The organism is Fontivita pretiosa (genome assembly GCF_050410795.1).
In the GTDB taxonomy this organism is placed as follows: domain Bacteria; phylum Planctomycetota; class Phycisphaerae; order Tepidisphaerales; family Tepidisphaeraceae; genus Fontivita; species Fontivita pretiosa.
In genome coordinates, this window is record NZ_CP191258.1 from 3223161 (window position 1) to 3242973 (window position 19813).

Annotated in this window: 17 protein-coding genes; 13 read left to right on the top strand and 4 right to left on the bottom strand. The window is 64.1% G+C overall.

Annotated elements, in window-relative coordinates; genetic code table 11:
• Positions 1-62: 62 nt before the first annotated feature.
• The gene (smc, locus tag ACQS5P_RS12990; RefSeq protein ID WP_428937043.1) at positions 63-3845 is read left to right on the top strand and encodes a chromosome segregation protein SMC; all 3783 of its coding nucleotides are present in this window, start codon (positions 63-65) and stop codon (positions 3843-3845) included.
• 112 nt (positions 3846-3957) lie between these two features.
• Positions 3958-5271, top strand: a complete 1314-nt coding sequence (locus tag ACQS5P_RS12995) for a nucleotide sugar dehydrogenase (RefSeq protein WP_428937044.1) — start codon at positions 3958-3960, stop codon at positions 5269-5271.
• A 75-nt stretch (positions 5272-5346) separates the two neighbouring features.
• Here the strand turns inward: ACQS5P_RS12995 and ACQS5P_RS13000 are convergent, their stop codons facing one another.
• Both ACQS5P_RS13000 and ACQS5P_RS13005 read right to left on the bottom strand, forming a co-directional pair.
• Positions 5347-5949, bottom strand: coding sequence for a suppressor of fused domain protein (locus ACQS5P_RS13000; RefSeq protein ID WP_428937045.1), 603 nt, complete (start codon positions 5947-5949; stop codon positions 5347-5349).
• A gap of 74 nt (positions 5950-6023) precedes the next feature.
• A complete protein-coding gene (locus ACQS5P_RS13005) occupies positions 6024-6593 on the bottom strand; it encodes a type 1 glutamine amidotransferase domain-containing protein (RefSeq protein ID WP_428937046.1) in 570 nt (189 codons plus the stop codon).
• A gap of 364 nt (positions 6594-6957) precedes the next feature.
• On the opposite strand from ACQS5P_RS13005, the gene ACQS5P_RS13010 reads away from it, so the two are divergent.
• The 9 genes from ACQS5P_RS13010 (at position 6958) to ACQS5P_RS13050 (ending at position 15813) form a co-directional block, all read left to right on the top strand.
• Positions 6958-7992, top strand: coding sequence for a rod shape-determining protein (locus ACQS5P_RS13010; RefSeq protein WP_428941023.1), 1035 nt, complete (start codon positions 6958-6960; stop codon positions 7990-7992).
• Between the two features lie 87 nt (positions 7993-8079).
• A complete protein-coding gene (mreC, locus tag ACQS5P_RS13015) occupies positions 8080-8952 on the top strand; it encodes a rod shape-determining protein MreC (protein WP_428937047.1) in 873 nt (290 codons plus the stop codon).
• Positions 8953-8969: 17 nt separating this feature from the next.
• Entirely contained in the window at positions 8970-9521 is a 552-nt protein-coding gene (mreD, locus tag ACQS5P_RS13020; RefSeq protein WP_428937048.1) for a rod shape-determining protein MreD, read from the top strand.
• Positions 9522-9581: 60 nt separating this feature from the next.
• Complete coding sequence (locus ACQS5P_RS13025) at positions 9582-12008, top strand: peptidoglycan D,D-transpeptidase FtsI family protein (protein WP_428937049.1); 2427 nt, start codon at positions 9582-9584, stop codon at positions 12006-12008.
• Positions 11992-12750: a hypothetical protein gene (locus ACQS5P_RS13030; RefSeq protein WP_428937050.1), complete on the top strand. Its 759-nt coding sequence runs from the start codon at positions 11992-11994 to the stop codon at positions 12748-12750. Before ACQS5P_RS13025 ends, ACQS5P_RS13030 begins: the two co-directional genes overlap by 17 nt.
• Positions 12751-12892: 142 nt before the next feature.
• Entirely contained in the window at positions 12893-14065 is a 1173-nt protein-coding gene (locus ACQS5P_RS13035) for an FtsW/RodA/SpoVE family cell cycle protein (RefSeq protein ID WP_428937051.1), read from the top strand.
• A 27-nt stretch (positions 14066-14092) separates the two neighbouring features.
• Positions 14093-14353, top strand: a complete 261-nt coding sequence (locus tag ACQS5P_RS13040) for a ribbon-helix-helix domain-containing protein (protein ID WP_428937052.1) — start codon at positions 14093-14095, stop codon at positions 14351-14353.
• Positions 14350-14667, top strand: a complete 318-nt coding sequence (locus ACQS5P_RS13045; RefSeq protein WP_428937053.1) for a type II toxin-antitoxin system RelE/ParE family toxin — start codon at positions 14350-14352, stop codon at positions 14665-14667. The genes ACQS5P_RS13040 and ACQS5P_RS13045 overlap by 4 nt, the downstream gene beginning before the upstream one ends.
• A 321-nt stretch (positions 14668-14988) precedes the next feature.
• Entirely contained in the window at positions 14989-15813 is an 825-nt protein-coding gene (locus ACQS5P_RS13050; protein WP_428937054.1) for a DUF5677 domain-containing protein, read from the top strand.
• Between the two features lie 28 nt (positions 15814-15841).
• Here ACQS5P_RS13050 and ACQS5P_RS13055 read toward each other — a convergent pair whose 3' ends face one another.
• Positions 15842-16312: a hypothetical protein gene (locus tag ACQS5P_RS13055; RefSeq protein ID WP_428937055.1), complete on the bottom strand. Its 471-nt coding sequence runs from the start codon at positions 16310-16312 to the stop codon at positions 15842-15844.
• 97 nt (positions 16313-16409) lie between these two features.
• Between ACQS5P_RS13055 and ACQS5P_RS13060 the strand changes: the two genes are divergently transcribed.
• Together ACQS5P_RS13060 and ACQS5P_RS13065 are read left to right on the top strand one after the other, a co-directional pair.
• Entirely contained in the window at positions 16410-16685 is a 276-nt protein-coding gene (locus tag ACQS5P_RS13060; RefSeq protein WP_428937056.1) for a hypothetical protein, read from the top strand.
• Positions 16666-17817, top strand: coding sequence for a hypothetical protein (locus tag ACQS5P_RS13065; RefSeq protein WP_428937057.1), 1152 nt, complete (start codon positions 16666-16668; stop codon positions 17815-17817). Before ACQS5P_RS13060 ends, ACQS5P_RS13065 begins: the two co-directional genes overlap by 20 nt.
• Here the strand turns inward: ACQS5P_RS13065 and ACQS5P_RS13070 are convergent.
• Positions 17784-19601 (bottom strand): VIT domain-containing protein, encoded by a 1818-nt coding sequence (locus tag ACQS5P_RS13070; RefSeq protein WP_428937058.1) that lies wholly within the window; start codon positions 19599-19601, stop codon positions 17784-17786. The two genes, ACQS5P_RS13065 and ACQS5P_RS13070, sit on opposite strands and share 34 nt — an antisense overlap.
• Between the last annotated feature and the right edge of the window lie 212 nt (positions 19602-19813).

Below are 19813 nucleotides of genomic sequence, written 5' to 3' on the forward strand. Positions count from 1 at the left end.
CGCCGCCGTCGTCTTCAGGTTGCCGCACGAACCAGGGCGCGGGTCATGGAGGACCTTCACCGATGCGTTTGAAGAAACTCATCCTTCACGGCTTCAAGAGTTTTGCCGACCGCACCGAGTTTGTGTTCGACGCGCCCATCACCGGCATCGTCGGACCCAACGGTTGCGGCAAGAGCAACGTCGTGGATGGCTTCAAGTGGGTGCTGGGCGAGCAGAGCGCCAAGAGCCTTCGCGGCGAGGCCATGATGGATGTGATCTTCAACGGCTCGGGCAACCGCAAGCCCGCGGGCATGGCCGAGGTCGTGCTGGTCTTCGACAACCCCAGGCGCCCCGACGGCTCGCGGCTGCTGAACGTGGACAGCGACGAGGTGTACGTCGGGCGGCGACTTTTCCGCGATGGCACCAGCGAATACCAGCTCAACAACCAGACCTGTCGGCTGAAGGATATTCGTGAGCTGTTCCTGGACACCGGCGTGGGGGTCGATGCCTACAGCGTCATCGAGCAGGGCAAGGTGACGGCGATGCTGGAGGCAGACCCGGAGCAGCGCCGCCTCATCTTCGAGGAAGCCGCCGGCATCTCCAAATACAAGGTCAAAAAGAAGGAAGCGCAGCGCAAGCTGGAGCGGGTGGAGCAGAACCTGCTGCGGCTGAACGACATCGTGCAGGAAGTGGAAAAGCGGCTGCGCAGCGTCAAGGCGCAGGCCGGGCGGGCGCGCACGTATCAGGAATACACCGCGAGGCTCAATGAGCTTCGACTGAGCCACTCGCTGCATGAGTATCACACGCTGCGGGTGCAGGCCGACGAGCTGGAACGCAACCGCGACGACGCGCAGTTCCGCCTGGACGACGTCAACGCCGATCTTCAGCGAAGCCGCGATGAGCTGGCCGGCCGCAACGAGCAGCTTCAGGCCACGGCGCAGGCGCGGCAGCAGGCGGAATACGAGCTGGTGCAGGCCGCGGCGCAGCTTCAGTCGGCGCGGCAACGCCAGCAGTATGCTCAACAGCAACTGCGGCAGATCTGCGAGCAGGCCGACGCCTTTTCCGCCGACCGCGCGGCGGCTGAGCAGAAGCTGAGTCAGACCGTCGCCGCCCTGGAAGCCCAACGCCAGATCCTGTCGCAATTGAGCGACGAGGTCGAGTCCAGACGCCGCCAGATCGACGCCAGGCAGCAGGCCTTCCGCGACGGGCAGCTTCAGCTCAACGAGCTGAACCAGCAGCTTGAACAGGCCAAGGCGCAGGTGCTGGATCTGATGCGTCAGTCCGCGGCGGCGGGCAGCCGATTGTCGTCGATCCAGATCGAGCTGAAGAATATCGCCGCCCATCAGTCGCGCCTGGAACAGCGCAGGCAGCAGGTGCTCGCCGAAACGCAGTCCCTCCAGTCGCACCGCCAGCAGTTGCAGCAGCGACTCGAGCAGGTCATCGAATCCATCCAGCAGCAGCAGGCGGCGATGAGCCGGAAGCGCAGCGAGTCGGCCGCACTGGGCCGGCACATCGCGCAGCTCGGAGAACAGCTCGGCGCGGCCAAGGAACATCGCTCCGGACTGCTGTCCCGCCAGAAGCTGCTGGCCGACCTGGAGGCCAGGCGCGAAGGGGTCAGCGAGGGCGTGAAGTCGGTGCTGCGGCAGCGAGGCGATCGCTTCCCGTTCGTTCGCGGGATCGTCGCGGATGTGCTACGGGTCGATGTCGAGCACGCTCAGGTGATCGAGGCCGCACTGAACGGGCACGATCAGACGCTGATCGCCGACTCCCAGCAGGCCGCCACCAGCGCCCCCGAAGCCCTGGCTGAGCTTGGCGGGCGAGTCAGCTTCCTTTGCGTCGATCGACTCGACGGCGCCGCAGGCGCCTGGCCCGTGCCGCAGACGCAGGATCGCGATCGCCATCAGCCGGCTGATGCTTACGACTGGAACATCCATCCGCATCGTATCCGCTTTGCTGCGGACCTGGTGCGCTTCGAGCCGGTCGATCGGAGGATCGTGGATCATCTGCTGGGCAGAACCGTGGTCGTGCAGGACCTTGCCGCGGCGCGGGAACTGCATCAGGCCGGGCCACGCGGATACCGTTACGTCACGCACGCGGGGGAAGTGATCGAGGCGGACGGCACGGTCCGCGCCGGCCCGCTCACCGCTGCCATGGGTCTGCTCTCGCGCCGCTCGGAGCTGGAAGCGATCCGCTCCCAGATCGCCGAGGTCGATGCCCGCATCGAAGCGCTCACACAACAGCTCACCGACGGCAACGCGCAGGCGCAGCAGCTTGAAGATCAGATCAACGCACTGCGAAACGCCATCTACCAGGCCAATACCGAGAAGGTCGAACTGAGCAGCCAGATGGCGCAGGCCGATGACCGGCTGGCGGCGCTGGACCGCGAGCTTCCGCTGCTGGAGCGCGAACTGTCAGCGCTGGTGGATCAGGTCGGCCGGCTCCAGGCCGAGCAGACACGGCTGGAACAGCAGAAGCAGTCGTTGGAATCGCAACAGGCAGAGGATCAGCAGCGGATCGAGCAGATGAGCCAGCGACAGCAGCAGCTTGCCGAGGAGCTGCGAGTCTGCGGCGAGGAGCTGACCAGTTGCCGGGTGGCGCTGGGGCAGGTGCAGGAAAAACAGCTCGCCGCGGAACAGGCCGCGCAGCGGCAGGCCATGCAGCAGACCGAACTGACCCAGCAGATCGAGCGGATCGACAAATCCGTCGAGCAGCTTGTGTCGCGGCGTTCGGCGGTGGAGCAGGAGCTGGCCTCGGCGCAGCACGCCGAAGAGGCATTGGGACAGCGCCAACAGGAGCTGTCGCAGCGGCTGGAATTGCTGAGCCGGCAGCTTGCCGAGGCGCAGCAGGCCGTCGCCGGGCTTTCACACGTCGTCGAGCAGATCCAGCAACGCCACGCCCAGATCGAACAGGAGCTTCATCAGATTCAGCTTCGATCCGGGGAATTGAAGGTTCGGCTGGAGACGCTGGTGCAGCGCACGATGGATGAGCTTCAGATTGACCTTCCGGGCAGGTACCAGGCGTTGTTCGCCGCTGGCGAAGACGGCGCGCCCGGGCCGGGTTATCAGCCCGCCCAGATGGATTGGGACGCCGTGGCCGAGGAGATCCGCCAGCTTCGCGAAAAGATTCATCGCCTGGGGAACGTGAACCTGGACTCGATCGGGGAGATGCAGGAGCTGGAGCAGCGTCAGCAGTTCCTGGCCACGCAGGTGCAGGACCTGACCACGTCCAGGCAGCAGTTGGAGGAGTTGATCGACACGATCAACCGGGAGAGCAGCATTCGCTTCGAGCAGACGTTCAACGCGGTGCGGGAGCACTTTCAGGGAATCTTCCGCAAGCTCTTCGGGGGGGGCAAGGCGGACATCTACCTGGAGACGGAACTGGAGCAGCCCGCCGGGGAGCAGGCGCCGGCCGCGGCGGCGGAGCAGCCGTCGGACACGCAGACCACGGCGCAGCCCACGCCGAAACGGCGCATCGACATCCTGGATGCCGGCATCGAGATCATCGCCCGCCCGCCCGGCAAGCAGCCGGCGACCATCGCGCAGCTTTCCGGCGGGGAAAAGGCGATGACCTGCATCGCGCTGCTGTTGAGCATCTTCAAGTCCAAGCCAAGCCCCTTCTGCATCCTCGACGAGGTGGACGCGCCGCTGGACGAGGCCAACAACCAGCGGTTCAACCTCATCATCCAGGAGTTCCTGGAGATGAGCCAGTTCATCATCATCACCCACTCCAAGCGGACGATGCAGATCGCCGACGTGCTGTACGGCGTGACGATGCAGGAACAGGGCGTTTCCAGGCGGGTGGCGGTCAAATTCGAGCAGATCGACGCACAGGGACGCATTCGCGAGGCCGAGCACGCCGCGGCGTAGCAGCCGCGCGCAGCCCTGCCCCGCCGCGGCGGCGCAGCCGACGCGCCTTCTCTTGGCTACAATCTTGGCCGCAGGGGGCGCTACAGGGGCTGTGCGGGAGTTTCAAAACTGCATGAATGGCCTGAAAGAAAAGATCGAGTCCGGATCGGCGCTTGTCGGAGTGATCGGGCTGGGGTACGTGGGGCTGCCGCTGCTGGCGGCGTTTCATCGCGCCGGCTTTGCCACCATCGGCTTCGACATCGACCCGGCGAAAATCGAGGCGTTGAAGCGGGGACACAGTTATCTTAAACACTTGGGCGACACGCTGGTCAGCGAGCTGCACACCGGTGCAAAGTTCGATGCCACGCAGGACTTTTCACGCCTGGGCGAGCCGGACGCGGTGATCAGTTGCGTGCCTACGCCGCTGGGGCCGCATCTGGAGCCGGACCTCAGCTACGTCGAACGCACCGCCCAGGACATCGCCAAAACGCTCCGCCCCGGGCAGCTCATCGTGCTGGAATCCACCACCTACCCCCGCACCACCCGCGAGATCATGCTGCCCAAGTTCCAGGCGCGAGGCATGACCTGCGGCAGGGACTTTTACCTGGCCTACTCGCCCGAACGCGAGGATCCGGGACGAAAGGACTTCAACACCCAGACGATTCCCAAGCTGGTCGGCGGGATCGACGAGGCTTCGGGGCGGATGGCCGAGGCTCTGTACAAAAAGGCGATCAAGCAGGTGATCCGCGTCAGCAGCGCCGAAGTCGCCGAGGCCGCCAAGCTGCTGGAGAACATCTACCGCGCCGTGAACATCGCGCTGGTCAACGAGATGAAGATGGTCCTGACGGCGATGGGGATCGACGTGTGGGAAGTCATCCGCGCCGCATCGACCAAGCCGTTCGGGTTCCAGGCGTTTTACCCCGGCCCCGGGCTGGGCGGGCACTGCATCCCGATCGATCCGTTCTACCTGACCTGGAAGGCCCGCGAGGTGGGCATGCCCACACGCTTCATCGAGCTGGCCGGCGAGGTCAACCGCGCCATGCCCGACTATGTGGTCAACCGCGTCGTGCTGGCGCTGAATGATCGCGGCAAGGCGGTCAAGGGCAGCCGGATCCTGGTGCTTGGCCTGGCGTACAAGCCGGATGTGGATGACGTTCGCGAGAGCCCGAGTTTCGAGCTGATCGAAAAGCTGGAGCATCTGGGCGCGCAGGTGGATTACAACGATCCACACGTGCCCCGGACGCACAAGATGCGCCAGCACGATTTGCAGATGACCAGCGTCGAGCTGACGCCGGCTACGTTGAAGGAATACGACTGCGTTCTGATCGCCACCAATCACTCCGCCTACGACTGGCAACTGATCGCCGACAACGCAAAGCTGATCGTCGATTCGCGAAACGCGATGAGAAACGTCAAGGGCAGGCGCGATCACATCGTGGCGGCCTGAGAGCGGAGGGATGAGGGCGCAAGCCTGAGGGATCAAGTCTTCTGATCCTTCTGAGATGATGCTTGATCCTTTTGCTCACGTCACCGATGGTCTGTGCAGATCGGTGAACGGATAGACGTGGTTTTCCCTGAGCATGCGAAACATCACGCCGGAGCCGAAGTTCTTGCAGGCGGCGAACTCGGCCAGGGTTATGCCGATGCCGAGGATGAGGTTGGCCGGCGTGCCCAGGACGGTGAAGCTGTCGGCGGGTGGGTCGGGTCGGGCGAAGATGAGGGCGGCGATGGTGCTGCGTGGTGGACGCGAGTCGCCCAAATCCATCGTGTCGCCCGGATGCAGCGTCGCCTCGTGCGTGTACTGCGCCAGCCTGCTGAGCAGCTCCGGCGCCCAGTCGTTTTCCTGTCGCGTGCAGAGCATCAGCTCATAGTGTCCCCATTTGTTGGGAACCTGATTGGGGTTGCCGATCAGATCGCAGGTGACGTAGGCGATGCCGTTGACGTAATTGCGGAACCGCAGCACGTCGGCGTAGCCGAGGCGGTGTCTTGGCGGCGCTGGCTGGTAAATCGTGCCGTCGCATTTGCCCAGCACCGCCTCCAGCGCCGCAAGACGCGCATCCCACCATCGCTGACGCTCTTCGGCGGCGCGGGAGCTGCTCAGGATGTTACGAACCCAGGAGAGCATGGCTGGCGAACTTGGCTTGCTTTCGGATCGCGGATCGAACCGATGCAGATCCGCAGCGGGCGCTGGCCGCCGCGTCAGAGGGTTTCGGCCAGCCAGGGCGGGGCCAGGGGTTTGCCCTTGCTGCCGTGTGCGCGGCCTTCGGCGAGGTATTGGAGAATCGCGCGGGTGAAGGCGGGCAGATCATCGGGGCAGCGCGAGGTGATGATCGGTCCATCGACGACGCATTCCTCGTCCACCCACTTTCCGCCAGCGTTGACCACATCATGGGCGATGGCGAAAAAGCTGGTGCAGCGCCGGCCTTTGAGCGCGCTGGTGGAGCAGAGCATCCAGGGCCCGTGACAGATGGCGGCCATGGGAATGGCGGCCAAAGCGGCGTCCCGGACCAGCCGGATCATCCCGCCGTCGCGGCGCATGAAGTCTGGCGACATTCCGCCGGGGATGACGATCAGGGCAAAGTCGCTTGCCTTGACGTCCCTGGCTGCGGCGTCGCTTTTTTGCGGGTAGCCCCACTTGCCGACGTAGGTTTCGCCAGGTTTTGGGCCGACGATCTGCACGACATGTCCGGCCTCGATCAGCCGCAGTCTGGGGTACTGAAGCTCCAGGTCTTCGTACTTGTTTTCGATGAGGATCGCGATCCTTGCCATGATGACTCCATGGAAAAAGTCCAACCGGGGATTGTACCTCGGCCGGCCGCCCGTCGCCCATGCCCGGGTTTTTCCGGATGTGGTTGGGCGGGTTGGGGGCTGCGGTCCGGGCGGCGAATGTGGGTGTTGCTGGTTTGCTTCAAGATCGAAAAAGCTGTAATTTACGCCTCGCCCAAATCTTTTTACCGGACGTTCGGCTGGTGACGAAACCGGGGCAGCGATGGGCAAGGATGGGCACGGACGTATCGCCGTGCGGGGATGAGCGATGGCGCTGGCGGCGCGCCCCGGGGCGGCGGACGTGCCGGGGCTGGCTGGTCGCACAAAGGAGTGTATTGGCGTGTTGATCTTCGATTCGCTCCTGGGCATGTTCAGCATCGACATGGGCATCGACCTGGGGACGTGCAACACCCTGGTCTGCGTCAAGGGGGAGGGCATCGTCCTGAACGAGCCTTCTGTCGTCGCGGTCAAGAAGGGCACCAACCGCGTGCTTCAGAACGGCAACGCCGTCGGACTGGTCGCCAAGGAAATGATCGGCAAGACCCCCGGCACGATCCAGGCGATCCGCCCGCTCAAAGACGGGGTCATCTCCGACTTTGAGATCACCGAGGCGATGCTGAGCTACTTCATCCGGCGGGTGCACGGTCGTAAGCACTTCATCGGCCCGCGGGTGGTCATCGCGATTCCGTCGGGGATCACGGCGGTGGAAAAGCGCGCAGTGCTGGATTCGGCGGAGCGCGCCGGAGCGCGACGGGTGTTTTTGGTTGAAGAACCGATGGCGGCGGCGATCGGGGCGGGGTTGCCCGTCACGGAGCCCACCGCCAGCATGATCGTCGATATCGGCGGGGGAACCACCGAGGTGGCGATCATCTCGCTGGCGGACATCAGCGTCTGCGAATCGGTGCGCGTGGCGGGCGATGACTTTGACGAGGCCATCATCCACCACATGAAAAAAACGTACAACATGGACATCGGCGAGCAGACGGCCGAGCGGATCAAGATCGATATTGGCTCGGCGGCGCCGTTCCCCGACGGGCAGGAGCCGACGATGGAGGTGCGGGGGCGGGACATGATCAGCGGCCTGCCGCGAAAGACCACCGTCACCGCCGAAGAAATCCGCGAGGCGCTTCAGGAGCCGGTGACCAAGATCATCGAGGCCGTCACGCGCACGCTGGAGCTCGCCCCGCCGGAGCTGGCGGCGGATCTGGTGGACAACGGCATCACGATGGCGGGCGGATCGTCGCTGTTGCGGGGTTTGACGACGGTGATCAGCAATGCGACGGGGCTGGAGGTCCGTCTTGCGGAGGATCCGCTCACGTGCGTGGCGCGCGGCACGAGCGTGTACCTGGAAAACCTGGAGCTGTGGAAGGACACGATGGAGTCCGACGAGGACGAGCTGTAGCAGGGGATGATCCTGCGGCTCCGCTTCGCGGCGCCGCGGCGCAGCCGCGGGATTTGCCGACCGGCGCAGCAGTGCAAGAAGACAAGGATGTCTTACCTCCGCTTCAACCACGTCTTTTTCGCGCTGATGGGGCTGGCGTTTGTCAGCGCGTTCGTGTTGCCGGTGCGGGCCGGGGATCGCGTGCGGGCGCAGGTGCAGAACCTGTTTGCGCCGGTGTCCTGGCCGGTGAATCGGCTGGCAGGGTGGGTGCATTCACGCATTGCGGGTCAGCCGCTGCGTGACGACGGATCTCCCCGGCAGCCGCGGAGCAGCGCAGAACTGCTGATCGAAAACCAGCGGCTGCGGATCCAGGTGGCCAGTCTCAGCGGGCAGTTGCAGCGGATCGCGGTTCTGGAGGCGGAGCGTGCCAAGCTCGGTGAGGTTCGCGCGTTCTGCACGCCGTTCAGCGTGATCGGACCGGATGCCGGGCCGCGGCAGTCACTGCTGATCGCCGGTTCGAGTCTGGACGGGCTGCGTATCGACATGCCGGTGGTGTACACCGGAGGGATTGTTGGTCGGATCGCCAGCGCGGGCGTGGGGGGGGCACGGGTGCTGCTGATCACCGACCGGCAGTTCAAGCCGATCACCGCCGCCTTCGCACGCTTTACCACGCGGCCCGACGGCTCGCCGCAGTTCGACCGGCTGGCGGCGGAACTGGTGCTGGTCGAGGGCGCCGGCGACGGCACCATGCTCATCCGCAACATCCCGCAGAAAAAGGTCGAAGAGGTGGGGATCCGAACCGACGACTGGGTGGTGCTCAGCGATCGCGACTGGCCGATCCTGCTCGACGGCTACCGTCTGGGCCGGGTCGAGAAGATCACGCCAAGCAAGAGTCCCGGGTTCATGGAAATCCGAGTGGTCCCGGATCAGTCGCTGCTGACCCTGCGGGAAGTGATGGTGATGAACAGAGAAAGAGGATGAAGGCAGAAGAGTGAAGGTTGAAGCAGCAGCAACCTCACTTCATCCTTCGGCCTTCAATCCTCACTGGCCAAATGCGCTGGTTGCCGTACTTCATCCTCGCCTACCTGGTGCTCGGATTGCAGATCGGGCTGAGGGGGCATGTCACGATCGGCGGCGCCTGGCCGAACCTGGTGATGCTGGCGGCGATCTTCATCGGGATCAACGCTCCGCGTGATGCGGCGCTGCTGGGGTGCTTCGGGCTGGGGCTGCTGCACGACCTGGTCACGCAGCAGCCGCTGGGGCTGTTCGCCATGACCTACGGCCTGCTGGCGATGTTTACCGTCAGCACGCAGCAGGTCGTGTACCGGGCGCATCCGCTGACGCATGTGTCGCTGGCGCTGGTGGGCGGGCTGCTGTACGGGGGGATCGTGCTGATTCACGGCTGGATTCGCGGGCCGTGGCTTTCGCCGATGATGCTGTTCTATTCGGCGTTGTATACGGCGTTGCTGGCGCCGCTGGTGCTGGGGTTGCTGGGGCGGATGAGGCGGGCGTTTTCGTTCCAGCCGCCCAGGCGAAAGATGCGACTGTAGCGCGGGCCTGCCGCCTATGCGCGGGTCTGATTCGCGGGCCAAAAGCCCGTGCGGCAAGCGATGTTCGAGCGTCGGGCGAAAATCTTCCTGGCGATTCTGTGCCTGTTGACGCTGGTGCTGCTGGCGCGGGCGGTGCAGGTGCAGGTGCTGGAGCGCGATCATTGGCGTGAGCAGGCGGTGCGGGTGATGACACGCCCGGAGCTGATTGAAACCACGCGCGGTCGGCTGCTGGATCGCAAGGGGCGGGTGATCGCAGAGGACGTGGCCTGCATCGACGCCTGCGTCGATTTCCGCGCCATTCCCCGGCATCCGGACCCCGAGTGGGTCAACCGGCTGGCCGCCCAGCGGCTGGCGGAGCGTCTGGGGGGCAGCCTGCGGCAACTGGACCGCCAGGCCCGCCAACAGATGCTCGCTGACGAGTGCTCACGCGTGCTCACGGACATCAGGATCATGTGGGAGACGCTGGCGCAACTGGGGGGAATGTCCGCCGAGCAGATGTTCGAGATTCGCCAGTCGATCGTACGCAGGGTGGAAATGCGTCGCCGGTACGTGTGGTACTACCGCTATCGCAGCGCCTTAAGGGAGCTGGAGAAGCGCCAGCCCTCGCCGTGGTACCAGCGGTGGCTGATCGACGACACGCAGGAAGCGCCGGAGATCGACCAGTTCGCCACGACGGTGGCGGAGCAGACGCAGCCGCACGTGGTGCTGCGGGCGATCAGCAACGACGTGCACATCTACCTGGGCAAGAACCTGGACCGCTTTCCCGGACTGGTGCTTCAGCCAAGCGTCCACCGCTATTATCCGTATCGCGATGTGGGCGCGCATCTGATCGGGCACCTGACTCGCGTCACGCGCGAGGATGTCGATGCCGATCCCAACATCGGCAACGATCTTCGCCGCTACTGGCCGAACGATCTGATCGGTCGCACGGGGCTGGAGGCGCTGTGCGAGCCGCTGCTTCGCGGGTCGCGCGGTCGCATCGAGCGTTACCTGGGCGAGGACGGACAGCGTGAGATCGCCCGCCAGCAGCCCGTGCCGGGAATCGACGTGACCACCACGATCGACATCGAGCTTCAGCATGACCTGGAGCTGGCGTTCAGGGAGGTGGTGCTGGAGCATCGCGATGTGCTGGATCCGTCGCGCAACTGGAAGGATCGCCTGGACATGCCCGGGGCGGCGGTGGTGATCGACGTGCCGGGCGGACAGGTGCTGGCGATGGTGTCGCATCCCAGCTACGACCTGAACCGTTTCGACGAGCTGTACGAGCAATTGGCACAGGACGACATCAACCGTCCGCTGATGAACCGCGCCACGCAGTTCGCGCTGGAGCCGGGTTCGACGGCCAAGCCGATCGTGGGGCTGGGCGCCGTGGCCCAGGGCCTGATCGCAGTCAACGACACGATCGAGTGCACCGGATATCTTCAGCTCAACGGGCGCACGTACAGGAATCTGGGCCGTTGCTGGGTGGCATCCAACTTCGGGCAGATTCTGCAAGGCATGGGGATGACGCCGGCGCATCATCCGATTCCGACCAACGCCCCGCATCCGACCGGATTTCTGAACCTCACGGATGCGCTGGAGCGAAGCTGCAACGTGTATTTCGAGACGCTGGCCGATCGGCTGGGCATGGAGGGGCTGGCGTATTGGTTCGACCGGTTCGGTCTGGGTCGTCCGACGGGGATCGGCATCGCCGAGGCGTCGGGTCAGATTCCGCGGTCGAATCTGGTGCCTGCGGCGCAGCGTCGGGCGGCGGTGTGGTTCAGCGGGATCGGGCAGTCGCAGGTGCTGGCCACGCCGATCCAGATGGCCAACGTGGCGGCGACGATCGCCCGCGGTGGCGTGTGGATGCGTCCGCGGCTGGTGCCCCCGGGGACGGAAGTGGTCGCGAGCGCGACGCCCGGGCCGGATCGGGTGGATTTGAAGCTTCCCGCGGCCGCCATCGCCGCCGTGCGGGAGGGCATGACCAAAGCGGTGAACAGTGCGGCGGGCACGGGCAGCAGTGCCCGTCGTGACGACCTGCTTGTGGCAGGCAAGACCGGTTCGGCGCAGGCTTCGCCGCTGACGGTTCCACGGCGCGACGCGCTGAACCGCCCGGTCATGCGGAAGGTGCCGGTTCCGGTCAAGGATGAGAACGGCACGGTGAAGATTGTTGAGCGCGAAGTTCCCGAGCGTGAGGTGCTGGCGCTTGGCACGCACGCGCAACCCAACCCGCGTGCGCCGTGGTATCGAGGGACCGGCGAGCGCGAGGATCGCCGCTCGCATGCGTGGTTCATCGGCTTTGCCCCGGCGGACGATCCGAAGATCGCGTTTGCGGTCATGGTAGAGTATGGCGGCGGAGGCGGGGCGACGGCCGGACAGGTGGCGAGGCAACTGCTTGATGCCTGCGTGCAGCACGGATACCTTCGGCGAAACGATGTCGATCGAACCACCGTTCTCCAGAGCGGCCGGCACGGACAGCCGGCATCAGACCATGATGCCGGAGGTTGAGCCGCCGCAGCTTCCGCCTCCGCCACGCCCGCTCACGCGCCGCGCCCGCAGGCGAAGCTGGGCCGAGCTGCCGGTGCGCACCTGGCTGATTCTGACGGTGCTGGTGGCGCTGGTGACGGTCTATTTCACGGCCACGCGGATCAGCCAGGCCAGGCGAGATCGCTGGCTCATTCAGCATGGTACTGCGGTGGTGGCGACGCTGGGCCAGACTGGCGGACATCTCAAGCCCAAGCGTCAGCTCCGTACCGAGCCATTGCCGACGACCATCATCTTTACGCTCAATGGCAAGCGCTATGAGCTGGTCGAGTCGCTGCCGCCAAAGGAAGGCGCCTTTGCCATGGAGGGAATGCCCTTTCCCATCCGGGTGGATCCAAATGACCCGACGCGATGGACGGAGGCGACCGAGCCCAAGTCATGGGCGCAGGAGCTGACCGGGCTTGGGGTGCTGGTGCCGGTGCTGGTGGTGCTGGCGGGCGTGACGATCTGGAAGCGCCACGGCGTGCTGCGATCATGGCGCATGGCGCCGCTGGCGGCGGGGATTGTTGTCGAAACCCGGCAGTCGGCGATGGCGCCGCGGTCGCGCATCGTGCGCTTCACGCTTCGCGACGGGCCGGACCGGCGCGTCTGGTCGATGCTCGTTCCCACCTCGGCCGCAATCCCCGAAAAGGGACAGACGCTTTGGCTGCTGTGTCCCCCGGGCAACCCCCATCGCGCCGTGCTCGCCAGGTTGTATCAGGAATGAACCACGGATGCAGACGGATCAGCGGATGGGTCGAAGCAGTTGAGGGCGCGTCAGGCTCTGTCTGAGCACAGAAAACAGGGTTGAGATCGCTTCTGGCACCAACTACATCTGTGTTCATCCGTGTTCATCTGCGGTTTCAGTCATGAACGCGCTGTGGAAACAACTGGCGATCGCAACCAACTGGCCGGTGCTGGTCGCTGTCGCGGTCCTGTCCACGATCGGGATCATCTCGATCTGGGCCGACACGCGCCTGGACCCGAACCCGGAGTGGCGAAAGCAGGTCGCGTTCCTGGTCGTCGCCATCGTCTGCATGGCGGTGTTCCAGGCAGTCAATTACCAGAAGATCGGGCGTTATTCCTGGGCGTTCTATATCTTCAGCCTGCTGCTGATCGGCTACACGCTGCTGGGGTCGGTCGTGCGCGTGCCGGGCGTGTGGAAGGTGAATGGCGCCTATGCCTGGATCAATTTCGGCCCGGCGTCGCTTCAGCCGGCGGAGCTGACCAAGATCGCGTTCGTGATGGTGCTGGCGCGATATCTCCGATTCCGATCGAACTATCGCACGCTTGTTGGCCTGCTGCCGCCTTTCGCGCTGGCGCTGATTCCCATCGCCATGATCCTCAAGCAGCCGGACATGGGCACGGCACTGATTTTCATCCCCGCGCTGTTTGCGATGCTGTTCGTGGCGGGGGCGAAGATCAGGCATTTGCTGGCGGTTGTGGGGATGGGATTGGCGGTGGCGCCGCTGATCTGGTTCAGCGGCACCGACCTGCCGGTCTTCCGGCACATGCCCGAACTGGTCCGCACCTATCAGCGCGAGCGCGTCTACGCGATGTTCCACTCCGACCCGGCGACTCTCCAGCGCAAGGGCTTCCAGCAGCATCACGCGCTGACGGCGTTCGGCTCCGGCGGATTCAGCGGCAAGGGCGTCGGCAACATCCCCGTCGGACAACGCGTGCCCGAAGGACACAACGACATGATCTTCGCGCTGATCGGCGAGCAGTTCGGCTTCTTCGGGTCGGCGGCGGTGCTGCTGGCGTACATCGTGCTCTTCGCGGCGGGGATCGAGATTGCAGCGGCGACACGCGAGCCGTTCGGCAAGCTCCTGGCGATCGGAGTCGTCTCGCTGCTTGCCGGACAGACGTTTCTCAACCTCATGGTCGCAACCAAATTGATGCCGGTCACCGGCGTGACCCTGCCTTTCATCAGCTATGGCGGCAGCAGCCTGCTCGCCAGCTACATGGCCGCCGGATTGCTGCTGAACATCGGCCAGAACCGCCCGCTGGTCATGGCGCGGGATGCGTTTGAGTTTGAGTAAGCTATAATGACCCTTGGAGACTCGCGGATGACCAAACTCGACATCTCGTTGCCTGAAGACGTCAGGGCTCTTGCCGAGCAGCGGGTCGCTGGCGGCGGTTACGCCAGCCTCAGCGAATACCTCGCCGACCTTATCCGCCGCGATCAGCAGCGCATTGAGCGCGAGCGGACGGAGCAACACCTGCTGGACCGGCTCCAGAGCGGCCCGCCGCGGGAAATGACGGATCGCGACTTTGACCAAATCCGGCAGCGAGTGGAAGACGAGATCGCGCGGAGGCAGCCCAAGTGAGCAGAATCTGCCGCCGCGATGGGGTGGATGAAGACATCGTCGCACTCGCATCCTACCTTCTGTTGGAGAACGAAGATGCGGCCCGCCGGTTCGTGGAAGCCGTGCAGAAGACACTTAAGGACCTGTCGCGGATGCCTGGCATGGGCAGTCGCAAGGAGTTCAGCAATTCGGCATTGTCCGAGGTGCGATCATGGTGGGTTGAGGGCTTCCCCAATCACCTGATCTACTATCTGCCGCTTCCAGACGGGATCGATGTACTTGCGATCATGCACGGCTCGCGCGATGTCGAACCACAGCTTATCCGACGAGTGTGATGATGCAACAAACGACAAAGACGGCGCCGAGAACTGCCTGCCCTACGGTTGCGGCCATCGCGCGGGCGGCGCGCCACATCGGTCAGAACCGACTGCTAGTGATGGCGCGTGACACGTTTGGGATTGGCTGAGTCTGGCACTGGCGATGGGTCGCTGTTCTCTTGTCATTCCCGCACAGGGGGCGATCCGTTCTGCATGGAGGACATTGTCCAGCTCATGCGATGCGGAGGACAGACGCCCCCTGTCTGTTCCGCGCCGGCAACGGCCCGAGACGGCGTCGGACCTGTAATCCCACCACATACAGAGCTGGAGGGATCCGAGATGCCGAAGACAACGTACACGACGTGCTGCAATCACGTTTACCAGCTAACGCAGGACGTGCGGAAGTTCATTGAACACGCGGTGATGCCAGCAATTGATGCCCAATGTAAGGACAATCCAGCCGCAGCACCGAAGCGCTATCGGGTCATTCTGTACCCATTCATTCGCGTGCTCCGATGGCTGATCACCTTTGAACGATTGAATACTACGCACGACATGCAGGCGATCGGCGCTGGCGCGCGATGCATCTTCGAGCACTATCTTGATTTGAGGTGGCTGCAAAAGTTCCCTGAGGAGACGTGGTTCGAGCGCTTCCGGGCCTTTCCAGATGTCGATCGGTATATGGCAGCGCAGAAGGTCGTTGACCACAAGCAGCACAATCCTGCGTCACAGATCGACATCACTCTTTTTCAGGAGTTCATGAGCCGCGCGGATGCGACCGAGCCAATGCGTGATAAGGTCTCGCGAATATGGGGAGCAGACGCGAAAGGCAATCCGCGTTGGCCGCGTCACTGGACGGGCGAAGGCGACGTCCGCAGGCGCGCCAAGCAGATCTCCCTCGAATGCGAAGACGCCTACGTTCAGATCTATCCGACGCTTTGCGCGTTGGTTCACGCCGGACCCACGGCTGAACATGGCGATTTCGCATGGCTAGAGAAGCAGGTTGCGTTTGGCTATTTCTACGCATTTGTCCACGCAAGAGCAGCGACGAGGGAGACCTGCGATCTACTCGGCATCCGGGAACGAGTAGTCGGATATGAGCATCGTATGCAGCAACTCGAGCAATGGGAAGCCGAGGCGATGAAGAAGCTCATTGCGGGGTGAGCGTCGAGCAAAATCGCCGAGATAAGCTTCACCTCACCACATACAGCGTATCCTCGATCACCACATCCACCTCATTGCCCAGCGACAGCCACGGGGCGGCGGTGGGGTATCTGGCCAGCAACGCGAAGTACTCATCACTGTTGAACTTGATCTGCTGACGCTTGAGGTTCTGCCTGCTCTGCACGGTGGCGTCGGTCCAGGTCGTGCCGTTCTGATAGAACGCGCGGCCATTGAGCACACGCACCTGCTGAGCGTAGCTCTGCGCGACGCGATAGCCGCTGACGGCTTGTCCGTCCGGCTGCATTTGCGCCGGCTTGGTCATGGCCAGCGGCTGCTGCGCCTGCTGGACGTTGCTGCCGAGCTTGAGGTCATTGATGTTGGCGGCGTTGGCGACGGCCAGCTCGCCAGCCTTGAGCTGTCGCCCCGAGCTTGCGCTGGCGGCGTCGTAGACGCTGGCGATCTTGCCGCGGGCTTCGCGGTCAGCGTCGAGCTCGCGCATGGTTCGCAGGGTCACCGGCACGTCGCGCGGGTGTGGCCATTTTCTGTGGGGTGAGGTAAGAGATAGGCGGCTCCGCCTTTAACGGCAAGGAGGCCGCATGGATCGCGAATCGCTGAAGCGCGAACTAACGGAACAATTTCACCAATCTCTGGATCAGGCAATCAACGCCGTGGAACAAGCGCCGGACGGGTCGTGGATCGCGGCCAGCGAATGGCAGGTTCGCGAGTTGTTTCAGAAGCTGACGGCACAAGCCTTCGAGCGGATCCTGCAAGCGAAGTTGGACGCCGCCGAAACCAGCGGCGCTTTTTCCCCCTCCGCCCCTGGCGCAGGACAAGGGAAAGCGCGGGCTGGACGTGCTCAGCGCCGCCGGTGAGGTGCGTCTGCAGCGCAAATACTTCTGGGGCAAGCAAGCCGGCGGGTGCTGTCCCGGCGACGCGTTGGCGGGCGTGCAGCAGTCGAACGTGACGCCCGGGGCAAGGCAACTGTGCTGCCTGATGGGAATCGGCCAGGACTTCGATCAGTCCCGCCGAGATCTGAAGCGTGTGGGCGGGCTGTCGCTGAGCAAGGAACGGCTGCGTCAGATTACCGAAGGTGAAGGCCAGCACGTGCGGCAGGTGCGGGACTCGGGGCAGTTGCCGGCGGCCTGGTCGGCGGATCAGGCCAAGCTGCCCGATGGCAGCGGACGCACGCGAGCCTATGGCGGGGTGGACGGGGTGATGGCCCCGACGGTCACGCAGGCCGAGAAGCTCAAGCGTCGCCAGCAGCACGTGACCCGCCGCCAGCAGCGTGGCAAGGCGGGCGTGGGCAACGCCAAAGATCTGCCGCCGCCCAAGCCGGGCAGCGACGAGCGGTTCAAGGAGATGAAGATCGCGGTCTTCTACGATCAGGACAAGACCCACCGCCACGTGCTGGCGACGGAAAAGCTGAGCAAGGAGTTCGCCCCGCTGCTGGCCAGCTACGCCCGACAGATTGGCTTTGAGCGTGCCGATCAGACGATCTGCCTGTTCGACGGGGCCGTCTGGATCTATCGGCAGGTCTGCCTGGCGCTATTGTTCCTGCAGGTGATCCTGCTGGACTTTTACCATCTGGCCGAGCATGTGCACGCGACGGCGCGCTGTTGCCTGGGCGAAGGTCAGGCGGCCCGGTCCTGGGCTCACGATCGGCTGGCAGAAGCGAAACGTTCGGACGTGACGGGGATGCTGTCGGCGATCGCGGAGCTGGAGAAGCGGTCGCGTTCGCCGACCAAGAAGCAGAGCCTGCGCGGGCTGCGGAATTACCTCGAGCAACGGCGGGACATGCTGGACTACGCCCAGGCGTTGGCCGAAGGTTGGGACATCGGCTCGGGTCCGACCGAGGCCACGTGCAAGACGCTGACGCTGCGACTGAAGCGGCCGGGGATGAAGTGGGATCGTGACAATGCGGCGGCGATGATGAACCTGCTGGCCCTACGCGAGAGCGGGCAATGGGATGCCTATTGGGACCGTGAATCCCGCCGGGCCGCGTGATCCACAAAAGATGGCCACACCCCGTCGCGCCGTCGCTCATCCTCCAGGATCAGATACGCGGTATACGGCGTGACAATCCCATGCTGTCGCGCAAGCTGCGTGACCTCATCCACCAGCTCCTTCGACTCCCCATGCAGGCGGATCTCGTCAAGCAGCCAGCCAACACGCCGCGTCGCCCACAGCCGAGGGATGAAGCTGTTGCCCGTCTGCTCTTCGGGGAAATTGAAGCTGGTCTGGAAGACGGCGCGCTGGCCATTGCGCATCCCGGCGATCTGCACGAGCGACTGCCCGCCGCCGCTGTAGCGCCCGAACGCCACCAGCGTCTGTCCGCGGAACAGGTCCGGCAGCTCGCCGGGGTACAAGTGACTGATGCGAACGTCGGATGAGCCGCTCAGCTCAAGCCTGATGTCCGTCATCACCGGCGACTGGATCCTGGTGTAGAAGTTGCTGACCTTCACCTCGATGTCCTCGGCAGGCAGGACGTACTGAGGGAAAGCGTGGGTCTGATTGGCGATGCGATCCAGCAGATTCGTGTTCACGTCCGTTCCCAGGCCGAAGGGGAAAACGCGCAGTTTCATGTCGGGTCTGGCGATGCGCGAGACGATGCGGTCTTCGTTGCGTTCTCCAATGGTGGGTTGCCCGTCGGTGAGGAAGATGATGCTCGTCGGTCGCGAGCCGTCGCGCGGCAGGGCCAGGGCAAGCGCCAAGGCGCTGTCGATCGCGGTGCCGCCGATCGGCTTGAGCCTGCCAACGAACTCGCGTGCCTTCTCGAGATTCTGTGGCTTGGCGTCGACGAAGCTGCCGAACAGGTTCTCGGCTTCCGTGCTGAAACGGATGATCTCAAACCGATCGCCGGTATTGAGATTGGCCAGGCAAAACAGCAGGGCCTTTTTGGCCTGTTCAAGCTTTGGCCCGGCCATCGAGCCGCTGGTGTCCAAAACGAAGCAGATGTTTTTGGGCTGAATCTCGTCGCGCGATTCGAGGAAGCCGGGCGAGGCCAGCAGCATAAAGTACCCTTCACGCTGCCCAGGCTCGCGATGCGCCAGCAGGCTCAGCCCCACCGGGTCGGGCTGGCGCGTGACGATGAGCTTGAAGTCAATGTCCGGCCGAGTGTCCTTCGCTTCAAAACCGATCACCGCGCGCTTCTCGTTTTCAGGCCGGACTTCAACATCGTGCGTCGGCGAGTAGATCGACTTGATGGGGGTGTTGCTCGTCAGGTCCACGTTCACCGACACGCTTCGCAGCGGTCGGGCGCTGAACTTTTCCGTGTTCAGCGGGTAGGTATATTCCATCACGTCCGAATCGATGTTCAGCACCTGCGTATAGCTGAGCTTGATTCGCTTTCTGGAATTCGGCTCGATGGGGAAGATGCGTACCTTCATGGCGCCGCGGCCGACGTACTCCAGCAACGCGGGGTCCTGGTAGCGGCGGACAATCTCCTCGTAGGTCTGGCGCGCCTTGCCCGCGTCGAGCAGTTCGGCTTCGACCATCGTGCCGTCGATGTCCATCGAGAACCTGTCAATGATCGCGCCCTCCGGCAGCGGGAACAGGTACGTCCCCTCCAATCGCTGCGAGTTGGGATTGAAAAACTCCTGGTCCACGCTGGTCGTGGCCAGGCGATCTTCGATCTTCACATTCACGTGGTGGTAGGCGACCTCCAGCGGCGCAAAGGCGAAGTGCCCGGGCATCGGCGGGGGGTTATGCACGACGATCAATCCGTCGGCAACCGCGACTGCTGGAAGCATGAGCAGAATGGCCAGAAGAAGGTGGATAATCCGGTGCATGGCAGACCTCCGCTTGCGTTGTGGCTCGCGACGTTCAATTGGAAGCAGAAGGCGGGGGAAAGTTCCGCGAATGTCGTGGTGCGGAGGAATGTCGTGATGCGATCGCCCGTGCAGGTGCGGGCCTGTGGGGAAAACCGTGCGCAGCAGGTGCGGCACGCGAGTTGCGGCGCCTGAGCTGCCGGGCGTGATTGCCCGCTATGGTGCGCCAAGAT